Here is a 24,294-nt window from a genome sequence, read left to right as displayed (position 1 = left end):
TCGCAAGCTGCAGCCTGAACCGAATCGAAGACGCAAAAAAAGGCGCCGGGAGGCAACTCCCGGCGCCTTTTTTCATCGGCCGTATATCCGCGATGCCAAACCGGATCAGGCCGTCATAAACACACCGGCTCCGCCTCCAGTTCCACGCCGAAGCGTTCCAGCACGTCGCGCTGCACCGCTTTCGCCAACGCCAGCACCTCCGCGCCGCTCGCGCCGCCGCGATTCACCAGCACCAAGGCCTGGCGCTCATGGACGGCCGCGGCACCCATCGCGCGGCCTTTCCAGCCGCATTGGTCGATCAACCAGCCAGCCGCCAGTTTCACTCGCCCGTCCGGCTGCGGGTAAGACACGAGATCCGGCTCCCTACTCTTCAGCGCCTCGAACTGCCCCGCCTCGACCACCGGATTCTTGAAGAAACTCCCAGCATTGCCGAGTTCGAGCGGATCGGGCAGCTTGGCGCGCCGCACGGCCACCACGGCGTCGAAGATGGCCTGCGCGGTGGGCTGCGCATCGGCATCACTGTCGGCCTCAGCAGCGGCGTGAGTCTTTGCCGCCAGCACCCGCGCCAGGTCCGCATACCCCGCGCGCGGCTGCCAGGCCTTCGGCAAACGAAACGTCACCGACGTGATCACGAACCGGTCGCGCCCTTCTCGCTTGAAGAAACTGTCCCGATAGCCGAACTGACACGCCTGCGCATCCAGTTCGACGACATTGCCCGTCGCCAGCTCCACCGCCCGCAGCGACGCGAAACGCTCGCACATCTCCAGTCCATAAGCGCCGATGTTCTGGATCGGCGCCGCGCCGACCGTACCCGGAATCAGCGCGAGGTTCTCCAACCCCGCCAGCCCCTGCGTCAACGTCCACGCGACGAACTCGTGCCACGTCTCGCCGCCGGCGGCTTCGACGTACCATGCTTCGTCGTCCTCGCGCACGATGCGGCGGCCTTTCATCGCTACCAGCAAGACCAGACCGTCGAAATCGCCAGTTAGCACGACATTGCTGCCGCCGCCCAGCACGAGACGCGGCAGACCCGCGGCGCGCGGATCGCGCACGGCGGCCATCAATTGCGCTTCGTGCTCGATGCGGCACGCGAACTGCGCGCGCACATCGAAGCCGAAAGTGTTGTGCGTCTTCAGCGGATAGCCAGCGATGAAGCCGGCGGGATCGGGTTGGGACATCGGAATGAGCGCAATGAAACGGCGAACGGAAGCGCCGGTGAAAACGGCTTCGGGCCCCGGCCGGGCGACAATGCGCGGTGGCCTTGGGCAAAAGGGAGTGGCGTCGGTAAAATGACGTCCGGTCCGTGATTATAGCGAGTGCCCCGCGAGCAGCCGACCGGCCGCTTTGCGCACCGCAGCACTATTGGGAGAATGCAATGCCATCGTTTGACGTCGTCTGCGAAGCGAACATGATCGAAGTCAAGAACGCGATCGAACAGTCCAATAAGGAAATCTCAACCCGCTTCGACTTCAAAGGGTCGGACGCGCGCGTCGAACACAAGGAAAACGAAATCACCGCCTACGCGGACGACGACTTCAAGCTCGGCCAGGTGACCGACGTGCTGCTCTCGAAAATGGCCAAGCGCAACGTGGACGTGCGTTTCCTCGACTACGGCAAGACCGAGAAGATCGGCGGCGACAAGGTCAAGCAGGTCATCAAGATCAAGAAGGGTGTGTCCGGCGATCTGTCGAAAAAGATCGTGCGCCTCGTGAAGGACAGCAAGATCAAGGTCCAGGCGAGCATTCAGGGCGACGCGGTGCGCATCACCGGCGGCAAGCGCGACGATCTGCAAAGCGTGATCGCCCTGCTGCGCAAAGACGTGACGGACACGCCGCTCGACTTCAACAATTTCCGCGATTAAGCATCAGGCACCCGAACGGGTGCCTGCATCACGCGGGCGACTGGCCGTGAGATAGCCGCCGGGCCGGTTGCACGCGTGCAACGGCAAATCCGCGATCTGCTCAAGCGCTACCTCGGCCAATCACAGCCCGAAGCGCGCAACCGGGCTTCAAGCCGTCAAAGATCGTTCCCCGCCGCCGAACTCGCAGCGGCATCCGCCTTCTTCTTATCGCCGATACGGCTTTCCTGCCCGCGCATCAGCTTGGCGATATTGCCGCGATGGCGCCACACCAGCAGCGAACTCATCGCCACGATGGCCAGCGCGATGATGTGCGGTCCGAACAGGAAACCATCGAACAGCGGCGCGAACACCGCCGCGGCCAATGCCGCCAGCGACGAATAGCGCGTGAAGAACGCCACGATCAGCCATGTCAGCAAGGTCGCAATGCCGAGAATCGGATTGATCGCGAGCAGCACACCTGCCGCGGTTGCCACGCCCTTGCCGCCCTTGAAGCGGAAAAAGACCGGATACAGGTGGCCGAGAAACACGGTGATCGACGCAATCGCCACCGACGTATCGTCGAGCCCGAACCGCGCGCCGAAATGCACGACGAACCACACCGGCAGCCAGCCTTTCAAGGCGTCGCCGATCAGCGTGAGAATCGCGGCCTTTTTGCTGCCGCTACGCAGCACATTGGTGGCACCCGGGTTGCCCGAGCCGTACGAGCGCGGGTCGTCCAGCCCCATCGCGGCGCTCACGATCACGGCAAACGACACCGAACCGATCAGGTAGGCAACGACAGCAACGATCAGGTTTTGCATCAAGGGACTCTTATAAGGATCGGCGGTCTGAAAATCGATACCCCAACCGCAACAGGGCGCGCAACTCGAAACGAAGCGGCGCACATTCTACCGAACCCGCCTGCCCGGAAAACATTCAGACAAACGTCAATCGACGCTCGCGCACTGCACCGCTTTCGCCGCCAGCAGATCGGTCAGCACCTTCGGTTCGATACTCACCAGAAAACCTCGCCGTCCGCCGTTCAGCCAGATCTTGTCCATCTCGAGAATGGTCGATTCGACGTACACCGGCATCGGCTTGCGCGTGCCGAACGGCGACGTGCCGCCGATCAGGTAGCCCGAGTGCCGGTTCGCCACCTCGGGCTTGCAAGGCTCGACGCGTTTCGCACCGATCTGCCGCGCGAGATTCTTGGTACTGACCGTGCGGTCGCCGTGCATCAGGACGATCAAGGGCTTGGCGTGTTCGTCTTCCATCACGAGCGTCTTCACGACATGATGTTCGTCGACGCCGAGCTGGCGCGCCGATTCACCGGTGCCGCCATGTTCGACATACTCATAAGGATGTTCACCGAAAGTCACGCCATGCCGACGCAGGAACTGCGTGGCGGGCGTTTCGGAAACGTGTCGGGATTTGCTCATCGGCGCATTGTAATGGCGAGTTTGCACAACGGCTATTTGCCGAACGGCCAATTGTGCGGGTCCGGCGATTGTGGCACGATCGTTCGCAAATCTGCCGGCGCATCGCACGCCGGGCACCGAGTTACAGGAGACTGCGTTGAGCCTCGATTCATCCATCCGTTCTACGATCGATATCCCCGCGTTGCTGGCTGCACTGCCCGCGCGCATCGCCGAAATTCCGGCGCTCGCTGCCGCGCGCGATCCCGGGCACATCGCATTGATCGAAGATGCGCGCCGCCTGAATAGCGCGCAGTTGCTGCAAGCCGTCGATGCCGCCGCCGAACTGCTGCGCGAATGGGGCGTGCGCGGCGGCGATCGCGTGATGATCGTCGCGGAGAACAGCGTCGCGCAGATCGTGCTGCTGTTCGCCACGGCGAAGCTCGACGCGTGGGCGCTGGTGTCGAACGCGCGTCTGTCCGCGGGCGAACTCGATTCGATCCGCGCGCACGCGCAACCGCGCGTGGTCGCCTACGCGGTGGAAAGCTCCGTCGACGCTCAACAGCATGCACAGCGGCACCAGGCGAAGACCGCCCCGTCGTTCACACCGGATATCGGCGCGTGGTCGTACACGGTGGACGACACTGCGAAGCCGGAGCCGATCGAAGCCGCCAACGAGCGCCAGTGCGCCGCGCTGATCTACACCACCGGCACTACCGGCGCACCGAAGGGCGTGATGCTGTCGCATCGCAATCTGCTCTTCATCGCCGCGGTCTCGAGTCGCTTACGCAAGGTCGGTCCGGACGACGTCGTGTACGCCGTCCTGCCCATCTCGCACGTGTACGGCTTCGCGTCCGTTTGCCTCGGCAGCCTGCATGCGGGCGCCACGCTGCGACTCGCGCCGCGCTTCGCACCGGAAGCCGTGCGCCGCGCCCTTGCCGACGAGCGCGTGTCGATTTTTCAGGGCGTGCCGGCCATGCACGCCAAACTGCTGGAACATCTGCAGACGCACGGCCACGCGTGGTCTGCGCCACATCTGCGCTTCGCGTATTCGGGCGGCTCGCCGCTCGACGCCGCGTTGAAGGCCCACGTCGAAGCCATTTACGGCCTCGCGCTGCACAACGGCTACGGCATGACCGAAAGCAGCCCGACCGTCTCGCACACCATGCTCGACGCGCCGCGCAGTGACTGCTCGGTCGGCGAAGTGATTCCGGGTGTCGAGGTGCGTTTCGTCGGACTGGACGGCGTCGATGCAGCGCCCGGCGAGATCGGCGAATTGTGGGTGCGCGGCCCGAATGTGATGCTCGGCTACTACCGCAGTCCCGAGCAAACGCGCGCGGCAGTCACCGACGACGGCTGGCTCAAAACCGGCGACCTCGCGCGACAGGATGCGGATGGCGCCTTGCATATCGTCGGGCGCAGCAAGGAACTGATCATTCGCTCGGGCTTCAATGTGTACCCGGCCGAGGTTGAGCATGTGTTGAACGCGCATCCACAAGTCGTACAGTCGGCGGTGATCGGTCGCGCGGTTGAAGGCAACGAAGAAGTCGTCGCGTTCGTCGAATTGACGGCGGGCGCCACGGTGACGCCCGCCGAGTTGATCGGGTGGTGTGGCGAGCGTCTTGCGCCGTACAAGCGGCCCGCCGAAGTGAAAATTTTAGCCGCCCTGCCCGCTGCATCCACCGGCAAGATCCTCAAGCACCGGCTACGCGAGTTGATGTAGAACGGGCGCAACAAAATGCGCGCATCACCCTCGCGGATGATGCTGCGCATGCAGCGACTTCAGGCGCTCGCGGGCCACGTGCGTATAAATCTGCGTGGTCGAGATATCGGTGTGACCGAGCAGCAGTTGCACGACGCGCAGATCGGCGCCGTGATTCAGCAGATGCGTCGCGAACGCGTGCCGCAACGTGTGCGGCGACAACGGCGCGTGCACTTCCGCAGCCTGCGCGTGACGTTTGATGATGTTCCAGAACTGCTGGCGCGTCATACCCTCCGCGCGGCTGGTTACGAACAGCGCGTCGGTTGCGCGAGCGCCAAGCAACGCCGGGCGCGCTTCGCGCAAATAGCGTTCGATCCAGCCATGCGCCTCTTCGCCGAATGGAATCAGACGCTCTTTCGAGCCTTTGCCCATTACGCGCACCACGCCTTCGTTCAGGCCCACCTCCACCGTCTTCAGCGTGACGAGTTCCGTCACGCGTAAGCCGCTGGCGTACATCAACTCGAGCATCGTGCGGTCGCGCAAACCTAGCGGCGTGGCGATATCGGGCGCGCCGAGCAGTGCTTCGACTTGCGCTTCGCTGAGCGTCGAGGGAAACCGTGGTGGCTGTTTGGCCGAACGGATACGTAGCGTCGGATCGACCTGCGCTCGATGCTCACGCACCGCCCACGCGTAATAGCGGCGAAACACCGAAAGCCGCCGGTTCGCCGAGGTCGATTTGTCTTTCTGACGCGCCGCGCTATAGGCGTTCAGATCGACTTCGCTCGCGGTATCGAGTGAACTGTTACGGCTGTGTGCGAGCCATTCGCAGAACAACCGCAAGTCGCGGCGGTACGCGTCGAGCGTGTTGCGCGACAGGCCGTGCTCAAGCCAGAGCGCGTCGCAGAACGCGTCGATCGAGGCCGAGCTTGCGAGAAAAAGAGGAGATGCGACGACGCTCGCGCCGTCAGCCAGGGTATCGCTCATGCGTAGGGAATGCCTTCATGCTTGAGAAGCCAGCGCTTGACGTTGCGAAAGAAACCGTCGCCGGCATGATGCGCGAAGCCGCCGATGTCGCCCGAGCCGACCACCCGGTGACACGGAATCACGATCGGAAAATAATTCGAGCCGCAAGCCTGGCCAACCGCGCGCGGCACGCTGCCGATCTGCTTCGCCAATTGGCCGTAAGTCAGCACGATGCCCGGCGGGATGTCGCTGATGGCCTGCCAGACGCGTCGCTGAAATGCGGTGCCGACTTCAGCCAGCGGCAATTCGAACCGCGCCGACGCTTGCTCGAAATATCGCCCGATCTGCTCCGCAGCCTGTTTGGCCAACGGCGTATCCGGCGCGATGTTCGCAATCGACTCCGGCAGATAGACGATCTCACGCACCGCCTCGCCTTCGAGACGTATGCCGACTTTGCCGAACGGCGCATCGATCACTGCGTTGAACATGCTTGCCTGCTCCTGACTGTCACGGCGGCCCGGCTTCAGCGCTTCAGCCTCCAGCCCTTAAGCCCTTAAGCCCGCGAATTGCCGCTACTTTACGCCGCTTCCAACGCCCATTCCACATGCTCGCGCACGACCGCCGACGCGTCGTCCGCCCGCAACCTCAATGCGTGCACGATGTCCTCACGCGCTTGCGCACTCAGGCTCGTCGAAGCCGCGCGCAGCGCGTTACCCATTCCCACCGCGAGATTGCGCAGCCAGCTTTCGTAGCCGATCCGTCGAATCGCACTGCCCTGCATGCGCGTATCGAACTCCGCCGCGCTCCACGCAAACAGTTCCACGAGCGACGCGCGATCGAGCCCATGCCGTACATCGAAATCGGCGACCGGCGCGGCCTGTGCAAACTTGTTCCATGGACACGCCAACTGACAATCGTCGCAGCCATACACACGATTGCCGATCAGCGGCCGCATTGCCAGGGGAATACTGCCTTTCAGTTCGATGGTGAGATACGAAATGCACAGACGCGCGTCGACCTTATACGGTGCCACGATCGCGCCGGTCGGACAGGCGCCGATGCAGCGCGTGCAGCTGCCGCAATTCGCACCGGGCGTTTCCGGCGCGGTGTCGGGCGTGATTTCGGCATCGGTCGGCAGCGGTACATCGACGTAGATTTCACCGAGAAAAAACAGCGAGCCGGCATCGCGCTGCAGCAGCAACGTATGCTTGCCGCGCCAGCCGATGCCCGCCTTCTGCGCAAGTTCTACTTCCAGTACCGGCGCCGAATCGGTAAATACGCGGTAGCCGAACGCGCCGATTTCCGCCTCGATTTTCTCGGCGAGATGTTGCAAACGATTACGCATCACCTTGTGATAATCGCGACCGCGCGCATAGATCGACACGACCGCCGCCACGGGATCGGTGAGCCGCTCACGCTCGGCTGCGCGCCAGTCCTGCGTGAGCGGGCCTTCGTGGCGAGCGCTTGCGTCGGCCTTTGCGTGCAGTGTTTCCGCGGGCAAATAGGCGATGCGCGCCGTAATCACACGTCGCGTGCCGGCCACAAGCTCGGCGGGCCGCGCGCGTTTCATGCCGTGTTTCGCCATATAATCCATCTCGCCGTGGCACCCCGCTTCCAGCCAGGCTGCAAGCGGCGCTTCGGCAGCGGAGAGATCGGTGTCGCTGATACCGATCGCCCCGAAACCCAGTTCACGGCCCCACGTTTTAATGTTCAGCGCGAGCGCTTTCAGCGCCGCTTCATCGAAAGCACGCTCGGCACGCGGTGCGTCGTTGGACGCAGGCGTGCTGGAAACAGGGGACTCCGGACTTCGGTTCATCACGCCATTTTACGAGAATGCCTGTCAATCCCGATCACGCAATTCCTCCGCCCGCCAATCTCCTGCTCGAACGCACTTTCGCGCTCGCGGACGAGGCCGCCACTCACGCGTTCGGCGAGCGCTTCGCGCAAGCGATCGAAAGCGTGCGCGAAACGGCACTGGGCGCCGACGGCAATGCGTTTCACGGACTGCAGGTTCAACTCGTCGGCGATCTCGGCGCCGGCAAAACCACCCTCGTGCGCGCCACCCTGCGCGGCCTCGGCCACGCTGGCCGCGTACGCAGTCCCACTTACACACTGGTCGAACCGTACGTGCTCGAACGCCCCGCCGGGGAACTCGCGCTCTATCACTTCGATCTGTACAGATTCACCGATCCGGCCGAATGGGCCGATGCAGGCTTTCGCGAGTACTTCGACAGCGGCGCCGTCTGCCTCGTCGAATGGCCGCAACGCGCGGGGCGTCTGCTAGGCGTGCCGGATCTCGTCTTCTCGCTCGACCTGGACCACGAGGGCGACGGCCGCGTACTCGTCGCACGGGCATACAGCGAATCAGGAAAGGCATGTCTCGAAAGATGTTGATCAAACCGTTCCGCTCGATCGAATCGGCGGCTACCGCCACGCACAACTGGCGGCGTCGGCAGATTCTGCGCGCAGGCGCGTCCACGCTGGTGCTCGGGCTGGTCGCGCCGCGTCTCGCGTGGGCCAGCTCGGTGCTCGGCGTGCGGGTCTGGCCGGCACGCGACTACACGCGAGTCACGATCGAATCCGATCAGCCGCTGCAAAACGCCCAGCAACTGTTGCAGGGACCGGACCGGTTGGTGGTCGACCTGAGCGGCCTCGATCTCGATCAGGCGCTCAAGGATCTGGTCTCGAAGATCACGCCGAACGATCCGCAGATTTCGTCGGTGCGGGTCGGGCAGTATCAGCCGCACGTGGTGCGGATGGTGTTCGACCTGAAGGGCTCGGTGAAGCCCCAGGTGTTCACGCTGCCGCCGGTCGGCGCGTACAAGTACCGGCTGGTGTTCGATCTGTATCCGGCCGTCGCGCCCGATCCGCTGATGGACCTGCTCGCGCAGACCGAGCACAAGCAGCAGACGCTCAACGAGAACAACGCGCCGCCGGCCACTTTGAGCGGCCCCGGCACCACGCCGCCGAGCGCCGACAATAGCGAGGCGTTCTTCGAGCGCTATGCGCAGAACGGCGGCGGTGGCGGCGGTTCGTCGAGCGGAGTGCCACGCCCGCCAGTGCATGTCGCACCTACGCCGGCCCCGCCGGTCATCGGCAGGCAGACCACACCGCCTACGCCCGTGGCGCCGCCCACCGCGATCGCACGCAACAAGGGCGGCAGTCCCGGCACCAGCGGCAGCAATCTCGGTGGCGACGACGACGGCGACGACACCTACGCGTTCAGCACGCCCAAGTCCGGCAAGAGCAACACGGTGCGCCTGCTGACTGTCGCGATCGATCCGGGTCACGGCGGCGAAGACCCTGGCGCGATTGGCGCCTCGGGCACGTACGAGAAGCACGTCGCACTCGACATCGCCAAGAAGCTGCGCGTGAAGATCGACGCGCAGCCGAACATGCGCGCCATGATGACGCGCGACGCCGACTTCTTCGTGCCGCTGAACGTGCGCGTGCAGAAGGCGCGGCGCGTCGGCGCGGACCTGTTCGTATCGATCCACGCGGACGCCTTCACCACGCCCGACGCCAAGGGCTCGTCGGTGTTCGCACTGTCCGAGCACGGCGCGACCAGCGCCGCGGCGCGCTGGATGGCGAACAAGGAAAACTCGTCGGATCAGATCGGCGGCATCAACATCAAATCCGCCGATGCCACGGTCAACCGTGCGCTGTTCGATATGTCGACCACCGCGCAGATTCGCGATTCGATGCGCTACGGCAATTTCGTGCTGAAGGAAATCGGCGGCATCAACAAGCTGCACAAGGGCTCGGTCGAACAGGCCGGGTTTGCCGTGCTGAAGGCGCCGGACATTCCGTCGATCCTGGTGGAGACCGCCTTCATCAGCAACCCGGACGAAGAGCGCCACCTGAACGACGACGCCTATCGCGACAAGATGGCCGACGCGATCATGAACGGCATCAAACGCTATTTCGCGGCAAACCCGCCGTTGGCAAAAAACCGCATGACGTGACGCGTGGACGTGTCACGCGACGCAAACGGGAACGGCCGCTCGACGCGGCCGTTTTTTATCCCGGTTCAGCGCCCGGCGCCCATCACCTAGCGCGCCGGTGACAAGCGCTGCACGAGCCAGCCGCCGAACACATTCACGGCAAGACCCGCCATCACCAGCAACGCACCGACGACCTGCGCCCCGGACAAACGTTCGTCGAGAAACAGCGATGCGGACGCCAGCCCGATGATCGGCACCAGCAACGAAAAGGGCGCGACCTGGCTCGCGGGATAGCGCGACAGCAGACGACTCCACAGCCCGTAGCCGATCAACGTCGCGATAAAGGCCAGATACACGATCGCAAGAATCGACGTCACACTGATGCCGGCGAGTGCTGCGACGATCCGCTGCGGCCCCTCGAACGCAAACGACAACGCCAGAAACGGCAGCGGCGGAATCAGACTGCCCCACACCACCAGTCCAACCAGATCGACCTTACCCACCTTGCCGATCTTCTTCGTAACGATATTGCCCAGCGCCCATGAACACGCCGCGCACAACGTGAGGACGAAACCGGCAAGCGTCATCGCGTGACCGCCTTGCAGGCCGATCACCGCGAGACCGCATGCGGCGATCAGCAGGCCCACGACATTCGGCAAGCGAAACCGCTCGTGCAAAAACGCGGCCGCCAGGATCAGCGTGAAAAACGCCTGCGCCTGCAGCACCAGCGACGCGAGCCCCGCAGGCATGCCGACCGACATCGCCGAGAACAGAAACACGAACTGGCCGAATGAAATCGTCGCGCCGTACGCGAGCAGCCAGCGCCACGGCAAATCAGGCCGCTTGACGAAAAACACCGCCGGCACGGCGGCGAGCCCGAAGCGCAACGCGCCGAGCAGCATGGGCGGCACGCCATGCAAACCCACTTTGATCACGACGAAATTGACGCCCCAAGCCAGGACCACAATCAGCGCGAGCAGCAAATCCTTGGGGGACATCCCGTGTCTCCGATTGATTATTCAAGCCGGCAGTTTAACGGAGGGCCGTACGGCAAGCGGCGCGTACGCGCTACGCAATCCTGGCGTGCGGGCGGACGCCGAGCCGTCGCCATCACGCCCTCCGCAGTAGAATCGTCCATTCAGCCAAATCCCTACCCACTATTCCAGTCGAGCCGTCCCATGTCTTCTTCGATCAAAGCAGTCCTCAAACCGCATTTGCGCGACGTCGGCAGTCTGACGGTGCGACGCGTGCTGCCCGCCATGGCCGCGCGCCTGATCGGACCGTTCATCTTCTTCGATCACATGGGCCCTGCCACGCTGGAACCGGGCATCGGCCTCGATGTGCGCCCCCATCCGCATATCGGCCTTGCCACGGTGACCTACCTGTTCGAAGGCTCGGTGATGCATCGCGACAGCATCGGTTCGGCGCAGAAAATCGTCCCCGGCGACGTCAACTGGATGACCGCGGGGCGCGGCATCGTCCACTCGGAACGCACGCCCGACGAAGACCGCGCGAGCGGGCTGACCATGCACGGCATTCAAACCTGGGTCGCACTGCCGCTCGACGACGAAGACATCGAACCGTCGTTCGCCCATCACGCGGCGCAAACGCTGCCGGTCGTGGAGCGCAATGGCGTGACGCTGCGCGTGATCGCGGGCACGGCCTTCGGCGAAACCTCGCCGGTCGTGACCTTCTCGGGCACGCTGTATGTGGCTGCGGAATTCGCGCCCGGCGGCGCCTTCGCGCTCGAACCGGAACACGAGGAGCGCGGCGTGTATCTGGTGGACGGCGATCTGGAAATCGACGGCACACCGCTCGAAGTCGGACAGATGGCCGTGCTGGCACTCGACGAAACGGTAACGCTCGCGAGCACCAACGGCGCGCGCGCGATGTTGCTCGGCGGCGAGAAGCTGGACGGCGAGCGCTTTATCGAGTGGAATTTCGTCGCCAGTTCGCGCGAGAAGATCGAAGCCGCCAAGCTTGCCTGGACCCACCAGGAAATGGGCAAAGTACCGGGCGAATCCGAATGGATTCCGCTGCCGCAAAGGAAATAAGCTCGAAGAATCAGGAAGGCACGGAAGCACGAGAACCCGCGGCGCGCCGCACGTGCGCTTGAGCCGCATTGAATCGCTGCTCTTCGGCCCCATATAGTCGGCAAACCGTTTTTATCGACGAGGACGCAATGGACACCACTCTGGCCACTTTCGAACAGGACGTCATCGCGGCGTCGACACTGGCCCCCGTGCTGGTCGATTTCTGGGCGCCCTGGTGCGGCCCATGCAAGACGCTCGGTCCGATGCTGGAAAAGCTCGAAGCCGAAGCCGCCGGCAAATGGAAGCTGGTGAAGGTGAACGTAGACGAGAATCAGGAGCTCGCCGGGCACTTCCAGGTGCGCAGCATTCCGCACGTCATCGCTTTTGCCGACGGCCGGCCGGTCGACCAGTTCATCGGCGTGCTGCCTGAAGGTCAGTTGCGCGAGTTCATCGAGCGACTCGTGCCGCAAGGTGCCGACGCCGCGCGTCTCGAAGCGCACACCGCGCTGGCCGAGGGCCGACGCGACGACGCGTACGACGCGCTGCAGGCCGCTCTCGCCTACGACCCGGGCTTCGACGAAGCCCGGATGGACCGCATCGAGATGCTGCTCGAAGACAATCGTATCGACGAAGCCCGCAACGAAGTCGATTTGTTGTCGCCGAAAACCACGCAAGGGATCGACGCCCGCTTCAACGCGATCAAGACACGGCTCGACGCCGTGGATGCGGCTGCGGATCTACCGCCTACGGACGCGCTCGAAGCCAGGGTTGCCGCGAATCCGGAAGACCTCGAAGCGCGTTTCGATCTGGCCAGCGCGTTCATTGCTCGCCGCAAATACGAGGGCGCGCTGGAGCAACTGCTCACGATCGTGCAACGCGATCGCAGCTTCCGCGAGGATATCGGCCGCAAGACGATGTTGTCGGTGTTCGATCTCGCCGCCCATCAGCCGGAACTGGTGTCGCAATGGCGGCGTAAGTTGAGCGCGTCGCTGTTCTAAACCGCGTCTCGTGAGGTGTGGCCGCTGCGTGCGCGGCGGCCACACTGCCCGATTACTTCGCCAGCGCCCGCAGCACATGCGCGGCTGCGGCAAAGCCAAAGCTTGCCGTCACGCACACGCTCGAACCAAACCCCGCGCAGTTCAAACCGACCGGCCCCGCGGGCGCCGACGGCGACGTGACGTCTTCACCTGCTGCGTCGATGTCCTGTGCAGCGGCTTCCGGGTAAATCAGCGGCTCGTCGGAATACACCGCGCTTACCTTGAATCTGGCTTTCGGACCACGCGGAAAGCCGTGCAATTTGCGCAACTGCCCGCGCACCTTCGACAGCAACGGGTCCTGAATCGTCAGCGCGAGATCGTCGATGCGAATACGCGTCGGGTCGAGCTGACCTCCCGCGCCGCCCACCGTGATCAAGGGCTGTTTCTTTGCCACGCACCACGCGATCAACGCGGTCTTGGTGCGCACGCTGTCGATCGCATCGATCACATAATCGAAGCCGCCGCCGAGCGTCACCGCGAAATTGTCCGGCTCGACGAAGTCTTCGATCAGCCGCACGTCGCAATACGGATTGATCGCGGCGATGCGCTCGGCCATCGCTTCGACCTTCGGCTTGCCATAGTTGCCGTCGAGCGCGTGAATCTGCCGGTTCGTATTGCTCTCGGCGACGTTGTCGAGATCGATCAGCGTGAGCGTGCCGACCGCGCTGCGCGCAAGCGCCTCGGCCACCCACGAGCCCACCCCGCCGATACCGATCACCGCGACATGCGCGCCTTCGAATGCAGCCAGCGCAGGCGCGCCATACAGCCGGGCGACTCCGCCGAAGCGCCGCGCGCGATCGGCGGTATCACTCCCATCGAGGCTGGTAGTAAGATCGGATTGCGCGGTGGTGCTGGACATGATGGCAGGGCTCGTTGAAAACAGGCGGAACAGAAAATTGCAGCGCGCGGAGGATGCGTTGCCCGTATTTTGCCTGAACGCGTTAATCCACATCGCCACAAAGGTTGCCGGGCAGCCGGTCCGAATTCGACAACAAGCGCCCCGAACGGCGCCTGGCCTTGACCTTGCTGCAGGCAAAAAATTCATGCCTTAGCTATACTGGCCGGACTGTAGCGCTCGCATAAGAACATGACTGCACTCGCCGAACTTCGAAAAAACTATTCGCTGGGTTCTCTGGACATGGCCGATGTCGACCGTGACCCGTTTCGTCAGTTCGAAGCGTGGTTTCAACAGGCGGTCGACGCCCAGCTGCCCGAGCCGAATACCATGACGCTGGCCACGGTCGACACGCGCGGCCGGCCGTCGGCGCGCATCGTCCTGATCAAAGGCGTCGACGAGCGCGGCTTTGTGTTCTTCACCAATTACGAAAGCCGCAAAGGCCGTGAACTGGGCGCTAATCCTTACGCCAGCCTGCTGTTTTACTGGATCGAACTCGAGCGCCAGGTGCGCGTCGAGGGGCGCATCGTCAAAACGAGTGCCGAAGAAAGCGATGCCTACTTCGCCTCGCGGCCGCTCGGCTCGCGCATCGGCGCCTGGGCATCCAATCAAAGTCAGCCAATTGAAAGCCGCTCGCAGCTCGAAACACGCGAACGCGAAATCAGCCTGCAATACGGCGACCAACCACCGCGTCCCCCGCACTGGGGCGGCTATCGTTTGGTACCTGAAGCAATCGAATTCTGGCAGGGCCGGCCGTCGCGTCTGCACGACCGTCTGCTCTACACGCGTTCAAGCGAAAACAGCGACTGGCAAATCTCCCGTCTGTCGCCTTGAACCGCAATACAACGCCGCCAGCGCGTTGCCAATGCAGCGGCGCGCGACGGCTGGATCGCGTCTCGCGGCATAGGAGTTGCGCCGCGCCGGGCCGCGATCCACACAAGCTTTGCTCTAATTCAACGGACACGGAGAGATCACATGTTCTGGGAGAAGAAGCTGGCGCAGTGGGTGGAAGAGGTAAAGACCAAGGCTGACTTGCCCGCACGGCTCGTGCTGTGGGACGGTCAGCAACATGACTTCGGGCAGTTCGCCGCGCCTCAGGTCACGCTCCATGTCAAAAGCGCCACGGCGCTGCCCTATCTGCTCGAACCGAGCCTCGACAATCTCGGCGAGGCCTACGTGAAGGGCAAGATCGACATCGAGGGCAAGCTGTCGGACATCATCAATATCGGCTACCAGCTGGCGCGCAACACGGTCACGAGCGCGAGCAAGCTGGCGCGCGTGCGACGCTACTTCAATCATTCGAAGGCGTCGGACAAGAAGGCGATCCAGTATCACTACGATGTCTCGAACGAGTTCTACAAGCTCTGGCTCGACGAGAACATGGTGTACTCGTGCGCCTACTTCGAGAACGGCGACGAAGATCTCGCCACCGCGCAGATCAAGAAGATCGACCACATCCTCACGAAGATCCAGTTGCAGCCCGGCCAGCGCCTGCTCGACATCGGTTGCGGCTGGGGTGCGCTCGTGCTGCGCGCGGCGCAGAAATTCGGCGCGAAGTGCGTGGGCGTGACGCTCTCGCAGAACCAGTTCGATCTCGCCACCGCGCGGGTGAAAGCGGCCGGCCTCGAAGGCCAGATCGAGATTCGTCTGCAGGATTACCGCGACGTGCAAGGGCAATTCGATCGCATCACGAGTGTCGGCATGTTCGAACACGTGGGCCGCAAGAATCTGCCGGGCTATTTCGAAAAAATCCACGATCTGCTGGTGGACGACGGCGTCGCGATGAACCACGGCATTACGTCGAGCGACTCGGACAGCGGCGAAACCGCATTGGGCGGCGGCGAGTTCATCGACCGCTATGTGTTCCCGGACGGCGAGCTGCCGCACATCGGCCTCGCGCTCGAAGCGATGCAGCGTGGCGGGCTCGAAGCGGTTGACGTCGAAAGCCTGCGCCGTCACTATGCGCACACGTTGGATCTGTGGGCGGAAAATTTCGAGGCCCGCGCGGACGAAGCCCGCAAGCTGGTCGACGACGAAAAATTCCGCATCTGGCGCGTGTACCTCGCCGGTTGTGCGTATGCGTTCGAAACGGACGACGTCTCGATCTACCAGGTGGTGTGCCGCAAAGCCGGTCGCAGCGCGAAAACCCTGCCGTGGTCGCGCCGCTATATGTACGACAAACCGCTGTGATACGTTGCGCCGCAGCGCCGTGCACGAGCGGACGAACGCGGCGCAACCTTTGAACAGCAGGCCGAACACCGATGGACCAGAGCGGGACGAGTGAAGTTGAACAGCCGGTGAGCGGCGAGGTCGGCGCTGAAGGCGAAGCCGTGCAGTTCGATCTGTTCGGGATGCCGATGGCCGCGGTGACAACGGCGGAAAAGGCGGTAGCAGCGGCTCCTCCCGCCGACACCGAAGCGCCCAGAAAACGCCGCAGCCGCGACATTCTCGCCGCGCCACCCTCACCTGAACTGCTGGCGCTCGCCGCCGAACTGCCGCCGCAGATCCACCTCGGCACGTCGACATGGTCGTTTCCCGGCTGGAACGGCATCGTCTACGGCGACGAATACAGCAACAGCAAACTCTCGCGCGAAGGTCTCACGGCCTACGGCGCGCATCCCTTGCTGAAGACGGTTAGCATCGACCGCTCGTTTTATCAGGCGCTTACGATCACCGACTACCTGCGCTACGCGCAGCAGGTGCCGGAGCACTTCCGCTTCATCGTCAAAGCGCCGATGACGATCACCGACGCCACCGTGCGCGCCGAACGCGGCGAGCCGGTTTCGCTGAACCCGTGTTTTCTGAACGCGCAAATGGCGATCGACGATTTCGTCACGCCTTGCCTCGAAGGACTCGGCACGAAGGCCGGCGCGCTGGTGTTCCAGATTTCGCCGCTGCCGGACCAGATGCTCGCGCAGCCGGCGGCGTTCATCGAACGGCTGGCGGAATTTTTCGCGGCGCTACCCGAGTTGCCAGAAGGCCCCTGCTACGCCATTGAGATCCGCGACGGCAGTCTGCTCACGCCGCGCTTCATTCGCACGCTGAAGACGGCGGGCGTGCGTTATTGCGTGGGAATTCACGCGCGCATGCCCGACCCGCTGCGCCAGGCGGCGGCGCTCGCGCTGCTCGACGGCGAGCCGGCCGGTCCGCTGATCGTGCGCTGGAGTTTGCACGGCGGCTTCAAATACGAACAGGCGAAGGCGAAATACGAGCCGTTCAATCAGCTCGTGGACCAGGACCCGCCAACCCGCGCTTCGCTAGCCGAGCTGGCTGCGCGATATGCGCTGGCCGGCCAGCCCGTGGTGATCGCGATCAACAACAAGGCGGAAGGATCGGCGCCATTAAGCTGTGTGGAACTGGCGCGGGCGATCATCGAAGCGTATGCACGCCTCGCTCATGAGCAAGAGCATGAACACGGGACCGGCGAGGACGGCCACGCTGGCGAAGCGCCACTGTAGTCAGACGTCGAGAGCAATCCAGCTCAACGCCCCCGCCGCGCCCGGCATCTCGTCACGCCTTGATCCGATGCGCAAACTTCTGACGAAACTTCGCGACCTTCGGCGCCACCACGACCGAGCAGTAGCCCTGATTCGGATGCTGCGCAAAATAGTTCTGGTGGTAGGCCTCGGCCGGCCAATAGTTACCGTCGAGCGGTAGCACCTGCGTGACGATCTGGCTGTCGTAAACGCCGTTGCCTACGTCGCGGATAGCCAGCAGCGCGGTTTCTCGCTGCGCTTCGGAATGCGTGAAAATCACCGATCTATACTGCGTGCCGACATCGTTGCCTTGCCGGTTCAACTGCGTCGGATCGTGGATCGCGAAGAAAATATCGAGAATCTCGCGATAGCTGATCTTCGCCGGATCGAAGTCGACGTTCACGACTTCGGCGTGGCCGGTCTCGCCGTCGCACACCTGCTCGTAGGTCGGACGCTGTGTCTGGCCGCCCGCATAGCCCGACTCCACTGAGTTCACGCCGTCGACGCCCAGATACACCGCTTCGAGGCACCAGAAACACCCGCCACCGAGGGTGGCGACTTCGCCTGTCTGACTCATGCTGCTCGCTCCTTGAGACTGAAAGTCGGCCGATGCCGGCTTCGATTCCTCGCAACGCTCATGCCATCGCCGGACACTCCAACCCGGCGGTTTCCTTCCGACTGGCAGAGGTCACGGCCATGCGCCGCGATTGCAGTTAAAATTGGGGCTAATCGACGATTTTCACTATGACTTTCGAATCATTTGTTTCCAGCCACGCGCACGACGGGTCCAGCCGACGGTTCACCCAACCGGCTCACGGGGCGTGCTCCCGATGAAACACGCCAGCCCGCCCAACTTCGACCAGAACGCCTTTAAACAGGCGCTCGGACAATTCGCTACCGGCGTAACTGTTATTACCACGCGCGCGGCATCCGGCCAGTTGATCGGCATCACGGCCAGCTCGTTTAATTCGGTTTCGCTGAATCCGCCGCTCGTGCTGTGGAGTCTCGCCACGCGCTCGGCCTCGATGACGGCGTTCCGGGCGAACAGTCATTACGTGGTCAATGTGCTGGCGGCGTCGCAGCTCGATCTGTGCAAACGCTTTGCGACGGTGAAGGGCGACCGCTTCGAAGGCGTGTCGCATGCGGAGGGCGACACCGGCATGCCGGTGCTCGACGGCGCGCTTGCCTGGTTCGAATGCCATAACCGCAGCCGCTACGAAGAAGGCGACCACGTGATTTTCGTCGGCGAAGTGGAACGCTGCGGCGTGCATGAGAATGCCGCCGAGATGTCGCCGCTGGTTTTCCAGAGCGGCCTCTTTCACGGGCTCACGTCGCTGTAAAAGCGGCGCCGGCACTCAGTCCGGCGTCCCCTCACCCGCGCTCAATGATCGTTGTGCGTCGCGCCGTGGCCGCCGCTTCTGGTCACGAGCGAGACCGGCACGCCCGAATCTTCCTTTAGCGTCTGCAGCACGATATTCGAACGGATATCCATCACGCCCGGCGCCTTGTAGAGACGCTGCAGCACGAAATCCGAATAGTGTTTGAGATTGTGCGCGAGCACCCGCAGCAGGTAATGGGTCTCGCCGGTCACCACGAACGCGCCGACCACCTCCGGCCAGTCGCGCACGGCCTCGGCGAAGCGCTCGTGCCAGTTCTCCTGGTCGTTGCGCATGGACACCTGCACGAACGCTTCCAGTTCGAAACCCAGCACTTCGCGGTTCAGACACGCGCGGTAGTGCTCGATGACGCCCTGCTCCTCGAGCAGACGCAGGCGTCGTAAACAGGCCGATGGCGAGAGCGAGATGCGCTCCGCGAGGTCCAGATTGCTGATCCGTCCTTCCTGCTGAAGCACCGTCAAAATACGGCAATCGGTGGCGTCGAGCGAGATCGCGTTCATATTCGGTCTCCCTTTCCCATTTGACTCAAATTATGTTCCAAGACAGCGCGTGGAAGGAGATTTTTTCGCAATCACATTTCGCGGCAAGCCACCTATCATTCCCGGATAGACACTATCCGCCGATGGAGACATGCAAACACTCTGGGACATCACCCCCGCCGTCGATACCGCCACGCCGGTCTGGCCCGGCGATACGCCGGTCGGAATCGAGCGCGTATGGCGCATGGAGGCGGGCTCGCCCGTCAACGTCGCACGGCTGACGCTCTCGCCGCACACCGGCGCGCACACCGACGCACCGCTGCATTACGACGCCGAGGGCGCGGCAATCGGCGAAGTGGCGCTGGATGCCTACCTCGGGATATGCCGGGTGATTCATTGCATCGGCGCCGCGCCTGTTGTCACGCCACAACACCTGGACGGCTCGCTCGATAATCTGCCGGCGCGAGTCTTACTACGTACTTACAAAACCGCGCCGGCCGCCCAGTGGGACAGCGCGTTTTGCGCGGTGGCTCCCGAGACGATCGACCTGCTGGCGAGCAAAGGCGTGAAGCTGATCGGCATCGATACGCCCTCGCTCGATCCGCAGGAATCGAAAACGATGGACGCGCACCACCGGATCCGCGCGCATCACATGGCGATTCTCGAAGGCATCGTGCTGGATGCCGTTGCGCCCGGCGACTACGAACTGATCGCGCTGCCGCTCAAGCTCACCACGCTCGACGCGAGTCCCGTGCGCGCGGTCTTGCGCGCGCTGCCCGGCTCCCGCTAAACGCGCCCCGCTGCGCCCTTTTTGATTCGACTGATTTGACCGACGGAACCACCATGAACCACCGTGACGAAGCACTCGCGCTCGACAGCGCCGACCCATTGGCGCTGCTGCGCGACCAGTTCGCGCTGTCGCCGGGCACCATCTATCTGGACGGCAATTCGCTCGGCGTGCCGCCGGCCGCCGCCGCGCAACGCGCGCAGACCGTGATCGCCGCCGAATGGGGCGAAGGCCTGATCCGCAGCTGGAACAATGCCGGCTGGTTCGAATTGCCGCGCCGCCTGGGCAACAAGCTCGCCCCGCTGATCGGCGCGGCGGAAAACGAAGTCGTGGTGACCGATACGATTTCGATCAACCTGTTCAAGCTGCTGTCGGCGGCGGTGCGCGTGGCCAATTCGCGCGATCCGAAGCGTCGCGTGATCGTCTCCGAGCGCTCGAATTTCCCGACCGATCTGTACATCGCGCAAGGACTGATCGAGCAACTGGACCGTGGCTATGAACTGCGTCTCGTCGACGATCCTGCCGAGTTGCCCGCAGCGATCGGCGACGACACCGCGATCGCCATGATCACGCATGTGAACTACCGCACCGGCTACATGCACGACATGGCCGCGCTGACGAAGCTGATCCACGACAAGGGCGCGCTCGCGCTGTGGGATCTCGCGCATTCGGCCGGCGCGGTGCCGGTCGATCTGAACGGCGTCGGCGCGGATTACGCCGTGGGTTGCACGTACAAATACCTGAACGGCGGCCCGGGTTCGCCCGCGTTCGTGTGGGTGCCCAAACGCAATCAAAACGATTTCGCGCAGCCGCTGTCGGGCTGGTGGGGACATCGCGCGCCGTTCAGGATGGACCCGACCTATCAACCGGATGACGGCATCGGTCGCTTCCTGTGCGGCACGCAGCCGATGGTGTCGATGTCGCTCGTCGAATGTGGGCTCGACGTGTTCCTGCAAACCGACATGCAGGCGATCCGCAAAAAATCGCTGGCGTTGACCGACCTGTTCATCGAACTGGTCGAAGCACGTTGCCGCGAGTTCCCGCTGACCCTCGTGACGCCGCGTGACCACGCGCAACGCGGTTCACATGCGAGCTTCGAGCATCCGCATGGCTATGAGGTGATGCAGGCATTGATCGCTCGAGGCGTGATCGGCGATTACCGCGAGCCGCGCGTTTTGCGATTCGGCTTTACGCCGCTTTACACGCGTTTCGTCGACGTGTGGGACGCCGTCGAGACGCTGCGCGAGGTGCTCGTCCGCGAGACCTGGAAAGCGCCTGAATTCGCCGCACGCGGCGCGGTGACCTGAGGAGCGCGCGCCATGAACGATCACATGCAAACGCCGGGACTGCCGGAAGAAAAACCGGCGCAGGGATGTCCGTTTGGATACGGCAACGGTGCCGCACCTGTCGCTGCGACGTCCGCATCCGATTCGTCCGCGACGTCGGGCGACGGCTGGCACGAGGCACAGCTCGATTTTTCCGAATCGATGAGCTACGGCGATTATCTGTCGCTCGGTACGGTGCTCGACGCGCAGCATCCGCTGTCGCCGGATCACAACGAGATGCTGTTCATCATCCAGCACCAGACGAGCGAACTGTGGATGAAGCTCGCGCTATACGAATTGCAGGCGGCATTGCAGGCCGTGCATCGCGACGAGTTGCCGCCGGCGTTCAAGATGTTGGCGCGCGTGTCGCGGATCATGGAGCAACTGGTGCAGGCGTGGAGTGTTCTCGCCACGATGACGCCGTCGGAATACACCGCAATGCGGCCTTATCTGGGGAGTTCCTCGGGATTTCAGTCGTACCAGTATCGGCAGATCGAGTTCGTGCTCGGCAACAAGAACGAGCAGATGCTCAAGCCGCATGCGCATCGGCCGGAGGTGTTGGCCGAAGTGAAAGCGTCGCTCGAGGCGCCGTCTTTTTATGACGAAGTGGTGAGCTTGCTGTCACGGCGCGGGTTCGAGATTTCAGCCTCCCGGCTCGCGCGGGACTGGACTCAGCCGACCACGCACGATGCTTCCGTCGAAGCCGCCTGGCTGGAGGTGTATCGAAATCCTTCGCAGCACTGGGAGTTGTACGAGATGGCCGAAGAACTGGTCGATCTCGAAGATGCCTTCCGGCAATGGCGCTTCCGGCACGTGACTACCGTCGAGCGGATCATTGGCTTCAAGCAAGGCACGGGCGGCACCAGCGGTGCGACTTATCTTCGCAAGATGCTCGATGTGGTTCTGTTTCCCGAGCTTTGGCATGTGCGGACGATGCTGTAGCTTTTTGCCGGAACGGCACTGCCAGACCCGCCGTTCCGGCCAGTTCGCTAGGCCCTGGGTATCTCGCCCAACTCCCGGTTGGTATCCAGTATCCGTTGGTCCAACGTACGATTCGCGGTTTGTATTCGACGCAGATCGTCGTTTAGCTTGTGAAGTGTTCGCTGCGTGTCCGCAGCCGGATTGCGACTGATGCGCATCGTGGTTTCGAGCACGTTGATCTCGTACTGCGTCGTCCGTTCGAGGTTTCTGCCATCCTCGCGGTGACTTAGCAACCGCGATAGCTCGTTTTGCGTCGTCTGCCGGTGATACTCCGCTTCCCGTCGCACCGACGCGACCGTCCCCTCCTCAATCGCTATCGTCATCTTCGCGGAATCCCGATCCTGTTGGGCCTGTCTTTGCCGGGCGAGCAGGTCCTCGCGCGGATTCTGGGAAGCCCGGATTTCGCCACGGATCGCGGTAAGCTCAGTCTCCGCTCGTTGCCGGTCGGCCCGCGCGCGCTCCAGTCGTCCTTGCGCCTGATCCAGCCTGGTTTGAAATGCGCGCCCCGGCGAGCCGCCTTTGAGACCGACCTCGTCGTGGCGTTCGAATTCACCTTCTTTATTCCGCCTGACTGGAATACCCGGCTTCGTCGGATTGTCCGGCTGATAGACGCGCTCGGTCTGATGGTCGCGATCGTAGCGGATCGCATAGTTATGTTTTCCGTCGCCGATGTAGCGCTGGCCCTTCTCATCGATCTGCACATCCGGGTGCGCCGGATCGGCATGTAGCTTGCCGCCAGGTGTGGATGCATACGACTCGGGCAAATCGAGTCGTGTCTTCGCTGCAACCGCGACACCTTTCGTGCGTACGACCACCGCGCCTTCGCCTTCACGACCGGCCAACCTTGCACTTGCACCGCCGCCCTGGGTGATCGACCGGCCGTGCGGAAGCTTCAATTCGCCCAGCGCGTCCGTCTCCAGTCCCGGCTTCCTGACTTCTCCCAGCGCGCCCCCCAACACACCCGACATGATATCGATGCCCTTTCTCACGTCCGGTGACAGCGACTTCGCCGGCACGATGTAGTCCGTGAGCAGATTCACCCCAGGAATCATGCCGATGACGAGCCGCCCCAGCACGTCTTCCGTCTGTTGCTGCCATAAAGGTTTGGGTGGGGTATGCGCATCCAGATATTCCGCCTTGATCGGGCCACCCTGACTGGCCGCGTGAGCCATCTGCTCGCCCGCCACGACACGCCGACTCATCTCCCGATAGCGATCCAGCAGCTCCACCCCATAGTTGCCTCTGTGCAGGTCGTCGGTCTTCGGATTCGTGAAGTCCGCAAGCGCAGACGGCAGATCGGGCGACCGCCGCAACGGATCGCTCTGGATCGCCGAGCGCGCCGATTCGGTTTTCGCCGAGGCGTCGTCGAACCAGTTCCTCAGGTCCCTGAAGCTGTCGGGATGCTGCTGCGCCAGATGCTGGAACGCCTGCGCGTTGCGCTCCGAGGTGAAGGTCTGGTGAGCGAATGCACTCAGCCGCGAGAACGCTATCGTATTGTCGGATGCGCCAGTATTCGAGCTTTGCATGCTCCTGGCGGAATCGAGCGCGGCGTACACCGCCTTGTCTGCCGCGGCCCACTGCTGACTGGTCTGCGACATGGCCTGCCCGAGACGAGCCTGGATCTGCTGCTGCATGCCGTGACGGATCGTGACCGCTTGACCGAACAATGTCTCGCGCTCCTGAGGCGTCGTGGCGTCGTTGAAACGGCTGCGCAGGCCCTCGAGCGCCGCTGTCTGACGCTGCCCCGTCTGCCCCAGGTATTGCGCACCGAACGGCTGCCCGAATTCCAGTTGCATCCGCTGCATGGGGTCGGCCACGACCTTGCTGTAGGCGGCATCGACTGGCCGGCCCAAAGTCTGGTCCATGGCCTGCACGGCTTTCTGCCGATCGACTGACGACGTCGCCGACTCATACGCATTGATGCCCTGCGCCTGCATACCGCTGAACCAGTCCCGCTCGTTCTGCGGCAACGCTTCGATCTTCTGCCGCAACAGCGTTTGCTGAGTCTGAAACCTCATAT

General features: G+C 63.3%; 24 protein-coding genes. 13 read left to right on the top strand and 11 right to left on the bottom strand.

Annotation, left to right across the window (positions count from 1 at the left end):
* Window positions 1-113: 113 nt before the first annotated feature.
* On the bottom strand, window positions 114-1,178 hold the full coding sequence (gene murB, locus FQ705_RS30395) for a UDP-N-acetylmuramate dehydrogenase (protein WP_144148129.1): 1,065 nt from the start codon (window positions 1,176-1,178) through the stop codon (window positions 114-116).
* A gap of 197 nt (window positions 1,179-1,375) precedes the next feature.
* On the opposite strand from murB, the gene FQ705_RS30390 reads away from it, so the two are divergent.
* Window positions 1,376-1,861 (top strand): YajQ family cyclic di-GMP-binding protein, encoded by a 486-nt coding sequence (locus tag FQ705_RS30390; protein ID WP_144148127.1) that lies wholly within the window; start codon window positions 1,376-1,378, stop codon window positions 1,859-1,861.
* Between the two features lie 155 nt (window positions 1,862-2,016).
* Here FQ705_RS30390 and plsY read toward each other — a convergent pair whose 3' ends face one another.
* Both plsY and ybaK read right to left on the bottom strand, forming a co-directional pair.
* A complete protein-coding gene (gene plsY, locus FQ705_RS30385) occupies window positions 2,017-2,661 on the bottom strand; it encodes a glycerol-3-phosphate 1-O-acyltransferase PlsY (RefSeq protein ID WP_144148125.1) in 645 nt (214 codons plus the stop codon).
* A gap of 126 nt (window positions 2,662-2,787) precedes the next feature.
* A complete protein-coding gene (ybaK, locus tag FQ705_RS30380) occupies window positions 2,788-3,279 on the bottom strand; it encodes a Cys-tRNA(Pro) deacylase (RefSeq protein ID WP_144148123.1) in 492 nt (163 codons plus the stop codon).
* Window positions 3,280-3,415: 136 nt separating this feature from the next.
* On the opposite strand from ybaK, the gene FQ705_RS30375 reads away from it, so the two are divergent.
* On the top strand, window positions 3,416-4,978 hold the full coding sequence (locus FQ705_RS30375) for a class I adenylate-forming enzyme family protein (RefSeq protein WP_144148121.1): 1,563 nt from the start codon (window positions 3,416-3,418) through the stop codon (window positions 4,976-4,978).
* A gap of 24 nt (window positions 4,979-5,002) precedes the next feature.
* Here the strand turns inward: FQ705_RS30375 and xerD are convergent, their stop codons facing one another.
* From xerD to queG, 3 genes are all read right to left on the bottom strand, one after another.
* The gene (gene xerD / locus FQ705_RS30370) at window positions 5,003-5,941 is read right to left on the bottom strand and encodes a site-specific tyrosine recombinase XerD (protein ID WP_144148119.1); all 939 of its coding nucleotides are present in this window, start codon (window positions 5,939-5,941) and stop codon (window positions 5,003-5,005) included.
* Window positions 5,938-6,408, bottom strand: a complete 471-nt coding sequence (locus FQ705_RS30365) for a methylated-DNA--[protein]-cysteine S-methyltransferase (protein WP_144148117.1) — start codon at window positions 6,406-6,408, stop codon at window positions 5,938-5,940. The genes xerD and FQ705_RS30365 overlap by 4 nt, the downstream gene beginning before the upstream one ends.
* 89 nt (window positions 6,409-6,497) lie before the next feature.
* Window positions 6,498-7,736, bottom strand: coding sequence for a tRNA epoxyqueuosine(34) reductase QueG (gene queG / locus FQ705_RS30360; RefSeq protein WP_144148115.1), 1,239 nt, complete (start codon window positions 7,734-7,736; stop codon window positions 6,498-6,500).
* Between the two features lie 17 nt (window positions 7,737-7,753).
* Between queG and tsaE the strand changes: the two genes are divergently transcribed.
* Both tsaE and FQ705_RS30350 read left to right on the top strand, forming a co-directional pair.
* Window positions 7,754-8,314, top strand: a complete 561-nt coding sequence (gene tsaE / locus FQ705_RS30355; RefSeq protein ID WP_144148113.1) for a tRNA (adenosine(37)-N6)-threonylcarbamoyltransferase complex ATPase subunit type 1 TsaE — start codon at window positions 7,754-7,756, stop codon at window positions 8,312-8,314.
* A complete protein-coding gene (locus FQ705_RS30350; protein WP_144148111.1) occupies window positions 8,296-9,885 on the top strand; it encodes an N-acetylmuramoyl-L-alanine amidase in 1,590 nt (529 codons plus the stop codon). The genes tsaE and FQ705_RS30350 overlap by 19 nt, the downstream gene beginning before the upstream one ends.
* An 86-nt stretch (window positions 9,886-9,971) precedes the next feature.
* On the opposite strand, the gene FQ705_RS30345 is transcribed toward FQ705_RS30350, so the two are convergent.
* The gene (locus FQ705_RS30345) at window positions 9,972-10,862 is read right to left on the bottom strand and encodes an EamA family transporter (RefSeq protein WP_144148109.1); all 891 of its coding nucleotides are present in this window, start codon (window positions 10,860-10,862) and stop codon (window positions 9,972-9,974) included.
* A 180-nt stretch (window positions 10,863-11,042) separates the two neighbouring features.
* On the opposite strand from FQ705_RS30345, the gene FQ705_RS30340 reads away from it, so the two are divergent.
* A complete protein-coding gene (locus FQ705_RS30340) occupies window positions 11,043-11,918 on the top strand; it encodes a pirin family protein (protein ID WP_144148107.1) in 876 nt (291 codons plus the stop codon).
* Between the two features lie 128 nt (window positions 11,919-12,046).
* A complete protein-coding gene (trxA, locus tag FQ705_RS30335) occupies window positions 12,047-12,895 on the top strand; it encodes a thioredoxin (RefSeq protein WP_144148105.1) in 849 nt (282 codons plus the stop codon).
* A 52-nt stretch (window positions 12,896-12,947) separates the two neighbouring features.
* On the opposite strand, the gene tcdA is transcribed toward trxA, so the two are convergent.
* Window positions 12,948-13,793, bottom strand: a complete 846-nt coding sequence (gene tcdA / locus FQ705_RS30330; protein ID WP_144148103.1) for a tRNA cyclic N6-threonylcarbamoyladenosine(37) synthase TcdA — start codon at window positions 13,791-13,793, stop codon at window positions 12,948-12,950.
* 228 nt (window positions 13,794-14,021) lie between these two features.
* Between tcdA and pdxH the strand changes: the two genes are divergently transcribed.
* The 3 genes from pdxH to FQ705_RS30315 all read left to right on the top strand — a co-directional run bounded on the left by pdxH (window position 14,022) and on the right by FQ705_RS30315 (window position 17,287).
* Window positions 14,022-14,663: a pyridoxamine 5'-phosphate oxidase gene (gene pdxH, locus FQ705_RS30325; RefSeq protein ID WP_144148101.1), complete on the top strand. Its 642-nt coding sequence runs from the start codon at window positions 14,022-14,024 to the stop codon at window positions 14,661-14,663.
* Between the two features lie 141 nt (window positions 14,664-14,804).
* Entirely contained in the window at window positions 14,805-16,019 is a 1,215-nt protein-coding gene (locus FQ705_RS30320) for an SAM-dependent methyltransferase (RefSeq protein WP_144148099.1), read from the top strand.
* A 71-nt stretch (window positions 16,020-16,090) separates the two neighbouring features.
* Window positions 16,091-17,287: a DUF72 domain-containing protein gene (locus FQ705_RS30315; protein ID WP_144148097.1), complete on the top strand. Its 1,197-nt coding sequence runs from the start codon at window positions 16,091-16,093 to the stop codon at window positions 17,285-17,287.
* A gap of 52 nt (window positions 17,288-17,339) precedes the next feature.
* Here the strand turns inward: FQ705_RS30315 and msrA are convergent, their stop codons facing one another.
* Window positions 17,340-17,882: a peptide-methionine (S)-S-oxide reductase MsrA gene (msrA, locus tag FQ705_RS30310; protein ID WP_144148095.1), complete on the bottom strand. Its 543-nt coding sequence runs from the start codon at window positions 17,880-17,882 to the stop codon at window positions 17,340-17,342.
* A gap of 253 nt (window positions 17,883-18,135) precedes the next feature.
* On the opposite strand from msrA, the gene FQ705_RS30305 reads away from it, so the two are divergent.
* Complete coding sequence (locus tag FQ705_RS30305) at window positions 18,136-18,645, top strand: flavin reductase family protein (RefSeq protein WP_144148093.1); 510 nt, start codon at window positions 18,136-18,138, stop codon at window positions 18,643-18,645.
* A gap of 41 nt (window positions 18,646-18,686) precedes the next feature.
* On the opposite strand, the gene FQ705_RS30300 is transcribed toward FQ705_RS30305, so the two are convergent.
* Complete coding sequence (locus FQ705_RS30300; RefSeq protein ID WP_144148091.1) at window positions 18,687-19,202, bottom strand: Lrp/AsnC family transcriptional regulator; 516 nt, start codon at window positions 19,200-19,202, stop codon at window positions 18,687-18,689.
* A gap of 130 nt (window positions 19,203-19,332) precedes the next feature.
* Between FQ705_RS30300 and kynB the strand changes: the two genes are divergently transcribed.
* Genes kynB through kynA form a run of 3 tightly spaced genes read left to right on the top strand, consistent with a single transcriptional unit; the run spans window position 19,333 to window position 22,235 of the window.
* Complete coding sequence (kynB, locus tag FQ705_RS30295; protein WP_144148089.1) at window positions 19,333-19,971, top strand: arylformamidase; 639 nt, start codon at window positions 19,333-19,335, stop codon at window positions 19,969-19,971.
* 53 nt (window positions 19,972-20,024) lie between these two features.
* Entirely contained in the window at window positions 20,025-21,275 is a 1,251-nt protein-coding gene (gene kynU, locus FQ705_RS30290) for a kynureninase (RefSeq protein WP_144148087.1), read from the top strand.
* A 12-nt stretch (window positions 21,276-21,287) separates the two neighbouring features.
* Window positions 21,288-22,235 carry a tryptophan 2,3-dioxygenase gene (kynA, locus tag FQ705_RS30285; protein WP_144148085.1) on the top strand — a complete coding sequence of 316 codons (948 nt, stop codon included), beginning with the start codon at window positions 21,288-21,290 and terminating at the stop codon, window positions 22,233-22,235.
* Between the two features lie 47 nt (window positions 22,236-22,282).
* Here kynA and FQ705_RS30280 read toward each other — a convergent pair whose 3' ends face one another.
* Window positions 22,283-24,148, bottom strand: coding sequence for a hypothetical protein (locus FQ705_RS30280; RefSeq protein ID WP_186308075.1), 1,866 nt, complete (start codon window positions 24,146-24,148; stop codon window positions 22,283-22,285).
* Window positions 24,149-24,294 lie beyond the last annotated feature (146 nt).

This window comes from Paraburkholderia sp. BCC1884 (genome assembly GCF_900996225.1).
Taxonomy (GTDB): Bacteria; Pseudomonadota; Gammaproteobacteria; order Burkholderiales; family Burkholderiaceae; genus Paraburkholderia.
This window is presented reverse-complemented; position numbering and strand designations above follow the sequence as displayed.

What these genes read in the sequence shown, in the direction of transcription:
- murB (WP_144148129.1), bottom strand. Translation starts at nt 1,178, where the DNA reads ATGTCCCAACCCGATCCCGCCGGCTTCATCGCTGGCTATCCGCTGAAG.
- FQ705_RS30390 (WP_144148127.1), top strand. Translation starts at nt 1,376, where the DNA reads ATGCCATCGTTTGACGTCGTCTGCGAAGCGAACATGATCGAAGTCAAG.
- plsY (WP_144148125.1), bottom strand. Translation starts at nt 2,661, where the DNA reads ATGCAAAACCTGATCGTTGCTGTCGTTGCCTACCTGATCGGTTCGGTG.
- ybaK (WP_144148123.1), bottom strand. Translation starts at nt 3,279, where the DNA reads ATGAGCAAATCCCGACACGTTTCCGAAACGCCCGCCACGCAGTTCCTG.
- xerD (WP_144148119.1), bottom strand. Translation starts at nt 5,941, where the DNA reads ATGAGCGATACCCTGGCTGACGGCGCGAGCGTCGTCGCATCTCCTCTT.
- FQ705_RS30365 (WP_144148117.1), bottom strand. Translation starts at nt 6,408, where the DNA reads ATGTTCAACGCAGTGATCGATGCGCCGTTCGGCAAAGTCGGCATACGT.
- queG (WP_144148115.1), bottom strand. Translation starts at nt 7,736, where the DNA reads ATGAACCGAAGTCCGGAGTCCCCTGTTTCCAGCACGCCTGCGTCCAAC.
- tsaE (WP_144148113.1), top strand. Translation starts at nt 7,754, where the DNA reads ATGCCTGTCAATCCCGATCACGCAATTCCTCCGCCCGCCAATCTCCTG.
- FQ705_RS30350 (WP_144148111.1), top strand. Translation starts at nt 8,296, where the DNA reads ATGTCTCGAAAGATGTTGATCAAACCGTTCCGCTCGATCGAATCGGCG.
- FQ705_RS30345 (WP_144148109.1), bottom strand. Translation starts at nt 10,862, where the DNA reads ATGTCCCCCAAGGATTTGCTGCTCGCGCTGATTGTGGTCCTGGCTTGG.
- FQ705_RS30340 (WP_144148107.1), top strand. Translation starts at nt 11,043, where the DNA reads ATGTCTTCTTCGATCAAAGCAGTCCTCAAACCGCATTTGCGCGACGTC.
- trxA (WP_144148105.1), top strand. Translation starts at nt 12,047, where the DNA reads ATGGACACCACTCTGGCCACTTTCGAACAGGACGTCATCGCGGCGTCG.
- tcdA (WP_144148103.1), bottom strand. Translation starts at nt 13,793, where the DNA reads ATGTCCAGCACCACCGCGCAATCCGATCTTACTACCAGCCTCGATGGG.
- pdxH (WP_144148101.1), top strand. Translation starts at nt 14,022, where the DNA reads ATGACTGCACTCGCCGAACTTCGAAAAAACTATTCGCTGGGTTCTCTG.
- FQ705_RS30320 (WP_144148099.1), top strand. Translation starts at nt 14,805, where the DNA reads ATGTTCTGGGAGAAGAAGCTGGCGCAGTGGGTGGAAGAGGTAAAGACC.
- FQ705_RS30315 (WP_144148097.1), top strand. Translation starts at nt 16,091, where the DNA reads ATGGACCAGAGCGGGACGAGTGAAGTTGAACAGCCGGTGAGCGGCGAG.
- msrA (WP_144148095.1), bottom strand. Translation starts at nt 17,882, where the DNA reads ATGAGTCAGACAGGCGAAGTCGCCACCCTCGGTGGCGGGTGTTTCTGG.
- FQ705_RS30305 (WP_144148093.1), top strand. Translation starts at nt 18,136, where the DNA reads ATGAAACACGCCAGCCCGCCCAACTTCGACCAGAACGCCTTTAAACAG.
- FQ705_RS30300 (WP_144148091.1), bottom strand. Translation starts at nt 19,202, where the DNA reads ATGAACGCGATCTCGCTCGACGCCACCGATTGCCGTATTTTGACGGTG.
- kynB (WP_144148089.1), top strand. Translation starts at nt 19,333, where the DNA reads ATGCAAACACTCTGGGACATCACCCCCGCCGTCGATACCGCCACGCCG.
- kynU (WP_144148087.1), top strand. Translation starts at nt 20,025, where the DNA reads ATGAACCACCGTGACGAAGCACTCGCGCTCGACAGCGCCGACCCATTG.
- kynA (WP_144148085.1), top strand. Translation starts at nt 21,288, where the DNA reads ATGAACGATCACATGCAAACGCCGGGACTGCCGGAAGAAAAACCGGCG.